The following is a 5,630-nucleotide window of genomic DNA, read 5'->3' as shown; positions in this document are numbered from 1 at the left end:
ATACGGAAGGCCCGATCGTCCGGGTGACGCGGATCGGCGACGTCGAATGCGCCAATCTGTCTCGCCTGTCGCCCATGGCAGCGGCGGCATGATGCAGTACTTTCGGCAAAAATCCGGGAGAGAATCATGTCCGAAAAACTCGATCGCCGCCATTTCATCGCCGCCGGTACCAGCGCACTCGCGATGCCTTTCGTCGCGCGCAGCGCCTCCGCACAAGCTGCGTGGCCGTCGCGGCAGATCCGCATGATCTGCAGCTATCCCGCCGGCGGGCAGACCGACCTGCTCGCGCGCGCCTATGGCGAATTCATCTCCAAGCAGGTCGGCAAGACCGTCGTCGTCGAGAACAAGCCGGGCGCCTCCGGCGCGATCGGCACGGCTGAGGTCGCCCGCGCCGAGCCCGACGGCCACACCGTGCTGTGCTCGATCTCGACCACCTACATCATGAACCGTGTGGTGATGAAGAATCCGGGCTACGACATGGACAAGGACCTGGCGCTCGTCAGCGTCATTCCCGGTGCCGGCCTCCTGCTGGTCGCGAACCCCAAGACCGGCGTCAAGACGCTGGAGGATTTCGTCGCCTTCGCGCGCAAGAGCGGCAAGGTCAATTTTGGCACCTACAGTGCCGGCTCGGCCCCGCACATGACGATCAACGAGCTCAACAAGCAGTATGGCCTCAACATCGAGCCGGTCCACTACCGCGGCGAAGCGCCGATGTGGACGGGCATGCTGGAAGGCACGCTCGATGCCGCGATGGGCAGTTACACGGCCGCGCAATCCGTCCTGCAAAGCGACCGTGGCACCGTGTTCGCGGTGCATTCGAAGAAGGTCGACGCGATTCCCGCGATCAAGACCCTCCCCGAACAGGGCGCGACGTCGAAATTCTTCACCGTCAGCGGCTTCACCGGCTGGGCGGTGCCGAAGGCGACGCCGCAGCCGGTGGTCGATCGCCTGGCCGAGCTCTGCGTCGCCGCCAACAACGATCCGAAAGTGAAGGAAGTGCTCGCGACCTTCGTGCTCGAACCGGCGATCGGCTTCAAGGAGAGCAACGCCCTTTATCAGCGCGAGCTGCCGATCTGGATCGAGAGCGCGCAGTCGCTCGGCCTCGAGCCGGCCTGAACCGCAAGCCATGGCGCGGCGCGCCGGGTGCCCCCTTCGCGGCCCGGCGTCCGACCAAAGCCTAGTGTCGGAAGCGCATTTTCCCGCTATGATTGTGCGCGCTGCCGGAAGCCCTCACCGGGGCCGACAACAAGAAGGGCCGATCGTATGACACCGGACGGAGTCGCAATTGCCGTTATGGTCATCCTGCTCTTTCCGATGGGCTATTTCACCCTGGCCTCGCCCGCCTTTCTGCTGGTGAAGCTCGATATCCAGCCCGTCGCCCAGCTATTGCGTGGGATGTTCAACGCCCATTTTCTGGTAATGCGCGTTGCCGGCGTGATCGGGGCGCTGGCTTTCCTGCTCGACGGTCGCCTGATCGCCGCGATGGGCGTTGGCCTGATCGCAGCCTTGGCCATCTGGGGGCGACGCTGGTTCATGCAACGGATCGATGACCAGCTCCGCGCGAGGGACGCGGGCGACGCGGAAGCCCCGCACCGGCTGCGGCGGCTGCACTGGAGCGGAATGCTTGGCAACGCGGTGCTGCTCGTCGCTCTCGTGACCAGCATTCCCTACGTCGCAATATCGGCCTGAGAGATATCGCCGCGCGGCCAGCGTCGGCTGCAGCGCTCGCCTAATGCTCGCCCGAGCTCGCGGCGCCCTGCTGCGCCTTGTGGATCGAGGACGGCACCACGCCGAAATATTTCCGGAACACCCGGCTGAAATGCGATGAGCTGGAGAAGCCCCAGGAGAACGCGACGTCGGTGATGGTCTTGCCGGCGTGGGCCTCGAGCTCCTGGCGGCAGTTCTGCAAGCGCGCCTGCCAGATGTAATCGCTCACCGTGGTGCCGCGCTCGGAGAACAGCATGTGCAGATAGCGCTTGGAGCAGCCGAGCTCGGCGGAGATCTGGTCGATGCACAGATCCGGATCGCGCAGATGCTCGCGGATGAAGAACTGCGCGCGCACATACATCGCCTCGGGCCCGACCCGATCAAACATCGTGTCGGCTTCGCGGAGCGGCAGCAGCAAGAGGTCGATCAGCGAATCGGCGACGCCGACCGCGCTGTTCGCCGACAGCTTGGCCGCTTCGTCGAACGTCGCGTGGACGAAATCGTGGGCGATCCGTCCCGTACCCGTCTTCGCCGACAATTTGCAGGCCGGCATCCGCTGCGATGGGAAACCGCGGTCGCGCAGCAGCGCCTTCGGCACGATCACCACGTCGTGACGCGTGAAGGCGGGGCTGATGATCGAATGCGGGCAGGAGACGTCATAGGCGATGATGTCGCCCGGATTCAATTCGATGTGGCGGCCTTCCTGCTCGAAATAGGACACGCCGTAGGTCTGGAAGTGGATCTTGATGTACGGGTGCTCGTTGGCTTTGGCGCGCGCGAGCGTGTGCGCGATGCGATGCTGGCTGACCTCGATCTGGCACAGCTTCAGGCGCGAGACCGAGGTGTAGTCGATGCGGCCTTCGAGCGAGGAGGCCTCCAGCGGATCGACGTCGAAATGCCCACACAGGCTGGTCAGCCCGTCGATCCAGCTCTGGACCTGGCGCTTCGGCGTCATTCCAGTCGTCGAGAGCGTATGAATTGTGTCGGACATTAATCCAGCCACTGGTTTGATTCGGAAATTCGACGCGAATCGCGACCAGCGCTGCCGGAGCCCTCGGCCGAGATTGCGTGACGTTTACCTCGAATGTGAGCGGTCTTTTGCAACGAGCGCCATCGTTTCATTGCCACCCTTGAACGTTAATCCTCCGCCTTAGTTGCAGCGCCGTCAAGGGGAACCTGAGCGCTGAACGTGGTCCCGACGCGGTGCGGAAGCCGCTGAATTCGCTACTGCAAAATCAAAATCTTCGCGTCCGTGCGCTGTCAAGCAAACCGGCTTCTCTCTTGGGCAAGTTTCCCGTTGACGAAGTCGTTAGGGATTGCGGCAGGAACAACAAGAACGGGCCGCTCCTGCACGTGGACCCGTGGCTCTCATCAGGAGGAGGAAACACCACACCATCGTTTCTGGTCCCAATCGTGACCGCCCTGCACGAGCAGACGCCGGACGAGAAGCCCGGTGATTGAGCAACGCTTCGGAAACAATAAACGATACCAACGGAGGAAATGACTATGCGCAAGGTGCTACTGGCGACCTATCTTGGCTCCGCGGCGGCTCTCGCCGTCGGCAGCGCTTCAGCCAATGACGAGCTGATCAAGATGTCGCAGAACCCGAAAGACTGGGTGATGCCGGCGGGCGACTACGCCAATACCCGGTATTCCAAGCTGAACCAGATCAACGCACAAAACGTGGGCAAGCTCCAGGTCGCCTGGACCTTCTCGACCGGCGTGCTGCGCGGCCATGAAGGCGGACCGCTGATCATCGGCAACATGATGTACGTCCACACCCCGTTCCCGAACAAGGTCTACGCCATTGACCTTTCAAACGAGAACAAGATCGTCTGGAAGTACGAGCCGAAGCAGGATCCGAACGTCATCCCGGTGATGTGCTGCGACACGGTCAACCGCGGCCTGTCCTATGGCGACGGCAAGATCATCCTGCATCAGGCCGACACCAACCTCGTCGCGCTCGACGCCAAGACCGGCCAGGTGGCGTGGTCGGCGACGAACGGCGATCCGAGCAAGGGCCAGACCGGCACCTCGGCGGCGCTTGTCGTCAAGGACAAGGTCCTCGTCGGCATCTCCGGCGGCGAATTCGGCGTGCAGTGCCACGTCACCGCTTACGATCTCAAGAGCGGCAAGCAGGTCTGGCGCGCCTTCTCCGAAGGTCCGGACGACCAGATCAAGGTCGACCCGGCCAAGACGACGTCGCTCGGCAAGCCGGTTGGAGCCGACTCCTCGCTGAAGACCTGGCAAGGCGATCAGTGGAAGATCGGCGGCGGCTGCACCTGGGGCTGGATGTCCTACGATCCGGCTCTGAACCTCGTCTATTACGGGTCGGGCAACCCCTCGACCTGGAATCCGAAGCAGCGTCCGGGCGACAACAAGTGGTCGATGACCATCTTCGCGCGCGACGCGGATTCCGGCTCGGCCAAGTGGGTCTATCAGATGACGCCCCATGACGAGTGGGACTATGACGGCGTCAACGAGATGATCCTCTCGGATCAGCAGATCAACGGCCAGCCGCGCAAGCTGCTGACCCATTTCGACCGTAACGGCCTCGCCTACACGATGGACCGTGAGAACGGCGAACTGCTGGTTGCCGAAAAGTACGATCCGAAGGTGAACTGGACCTCCGGCGTCGACATGGACAAGAACTCGCCGACCTATGGCCGTCCGAAGGTGCTCGACGCAGCTTCGACCGACAAGGCCGGCGAAGACCACAACGTGAAGGGCATCTGCCCGGCCGCGCTCGGCACCAAGGACGAGCAGCCGGCAGCCTACTCGCCGGACACGCAGCTGTTCTACGTTCCGACCAACCACGTCTGCATGGACTACGAGCCGTTCAAGGTGAGCTACACCGCGGGCCAGCCCTATGTGGGTGCGACGCTCTCGATGTATCCGCCGCAGGGTGAAAGCCACATGGGCAACTTCATCGCCTGGGACGGCAAGACCGGCAAGATCGTCTGGTCGAACAAGGAGCAGTTCTCGGTCTGGTCGGGTGCGCTCGCAACCGCCGGCGGCGTGGTGTTCTACGGCACGCTCGAAGGCTACCTGAAGGCGGTCGACGCCAAGTCCGGCAAGGAGCTCTACAAGTTCAAGACTCCCTCCGGCATCATCGGCAACGTCACGACCTATGAGAACGGCGGCAAGCAGTATGTCGCAGTGCTCTCGGGCGTCGGCGGCTGGGCCGGCATCGGTCTGGCAGCTGGTCTGACCGATCCGACCGCCGGTCTCGGCGCAGTCGGTGGCTACGCGGCTCTCAGCAACTACACGGCACTCGGCGGTACGCTGACCGTGTTCTCGCTGCCGGCGGCGAACTAGCCTCACCTTCGTGTCGCTCCGGCGCGTGGACCAACTCCACGCGCCGGCTCGTCTCCACCTGATGCCTTCGAGGATAATCTCTTGCGTAAAATCTGCTTTGTCATTGCTGCGATGATCTTCGTAACCTCGGGGGGAATTGCTGTTGCGGACGGTCCGGGCGACCCGACCGCCGTCAAGAAGGAAGACGACGGAAAGTGGCTCGATAAGGAAGGAAATCCGACCTACAAGATTTCGGCCGACGGCACCGTGGACTGGTTCACCTATTCCGGATATCGCCGCTATCACTCCGACTGCCACGTCTGCCATGGCCCCGACGGCATGGGATCCACCTACGCACCGGCGTTGAAGGATTCGGTCAAGACCATGAGCTATGGCGACTTCCTCGGCGTCGTCGCCTCCGGTCGCAAGAACATCTCGACCGCGCAGGAGAACGTCATGCCTGCCTTCGGCGACAACCCGAACGTCGCCTGCTACATGGACGATCTCTACGTCTATCTGCGCGCCCGCTCCGACGAGGCGTGGGGCCGGCAGCGTCCCTCCAAGAAGGAGGAGAAGAACGAGACCTACACCAAGGCCGAAGACGCCTGCATGGGCAAGAAATGAAC

5 protein-coding genes are annotated in these 5,630 nt (G+C 62.9%); 4 read left to right on the top strand and 1 reads right to left on the bottom strand.

What is annotated here, in order from left to right; translation table 11 throughout:
• The first annotated feature begins 126 nt into the window (after nucleotides 1–126).
• A complete protein-coding gene (locus tag AC1D00_RS24080) occupies nucleotides 127–1,116 on the top strand; it encodes a Bug family tripartite tricarboxylate transporter substrate binding protein (RefSeq protein WP_477012361.1) in 990 nt (329 codons plus the stop codon).
• 147 nt (nucleotides 1,117–1,263) lie between these two features.
• Complete coding sequence (locus AC1D00_RS24075; RefSeq protein WP_135176700.1) at nucleotides 1,264–1,689, top strand: hypothetical protein; 426 nt, start codon at nucleotides 1,264–1,266, stop codon at nucleotides 1,687–1,689.
• A gap of 40 nt (nucleotides 1,690–1,729) precedes the next feature.
• On the opposite strand, the gene AC1D00_RS24070 is transcribed toward AC1D00_RS24075, so the two are convergent.
• Entirely contained in the window at nucleotides 1,730–2,698 is a 969-nt protein-coding gene (locus tag AC1D00_RS24070) for a helix-turn-helix domain-containing protein (protein ID WP_477012360.1), read from the bottom strand.
• A 515-nt stretch (nucleotides 2,699–3,213) separates the two neighbouring features.
• Here AC1D00_RS24070 and xoxF5 point away from each other — a divergent pair.
• Nucleotides 3,214–5,025, top strand: a complete 1,812-nt coding sequence (gene xoxF5 / locus AC1D00_RS24065) for a lanthanide-dependent methanol dehydrogenase XoxF5 (protein WP_135176702.1) — start codon at nucleotides 3,214–3,216, stop codon at nucleotides 5,023–5,025.
• Between the two features lie 111 nt (nucleotides 5,026–5,136).
• The gene (locus AC1D00_RS24060; RefSeq protein ID WP_027546458.1) at nucleotides 5,137–5,628 is read left to right on the top strand and encodes a c-type cytochrome, methanol metabolism-related; all 492 of its coding nucleotides are present in this window, start codon (nucleotides 5,137–5,139) and stop codon (nucleotides 5,626–5,628) included.
• The last annotated feature ends 2 nt before the right edge of the window (nucleotides 5,629–5,630 follow it).

Source organism: Bradyrhizobium sp. P2_E8, assembly GCF_056403875.1.
The sequence above is the reverse complement of the archived record's forward strand: the minus strand, read 5'-3'. Positions and strand labels throughout refer to the sequence as shown.

Excerpts from the sequence above, each read along its gene's own strand:
- AC1D00_RS24080 (WP_477012361.1), top strand. The coding sequence starts at position 127 with ATGTCCGAAAAACTCGATCGCCGCCATTTCATCGCCGCCGGTACCAGC.
- AC1D00_RS24075 (WP_135176700.1), top strand. The coding sequence starts at position 1,264 with ATGACACCGGACGGAGTCGCAATTGCCGTTATGGTCATCCTGCTCTTT.
- AC1D00_RS24070 (WP_477012360.1), bottom strand. The coding sequence starts at position 2,698 with ATGTCCGACACAATTCATACGCTCTCGACGACTGGAATGACGCCGAAG.
- xoxF5 (WP_135176702.1), top strand. The coding sequence starts at position 3,214 with ATGCGCAAGGTGCTACTGGCGACCTATCTTGGCTCCGCGGCGGCTCTC.
- AC1D00_RS24060 (WP_027546458.1), top strand. The coding sequence starts at position 5,137 with ATGATCTTCGTAACCTCGGGGGGAATTGCTGTTGCGGACGGTCCGGGC.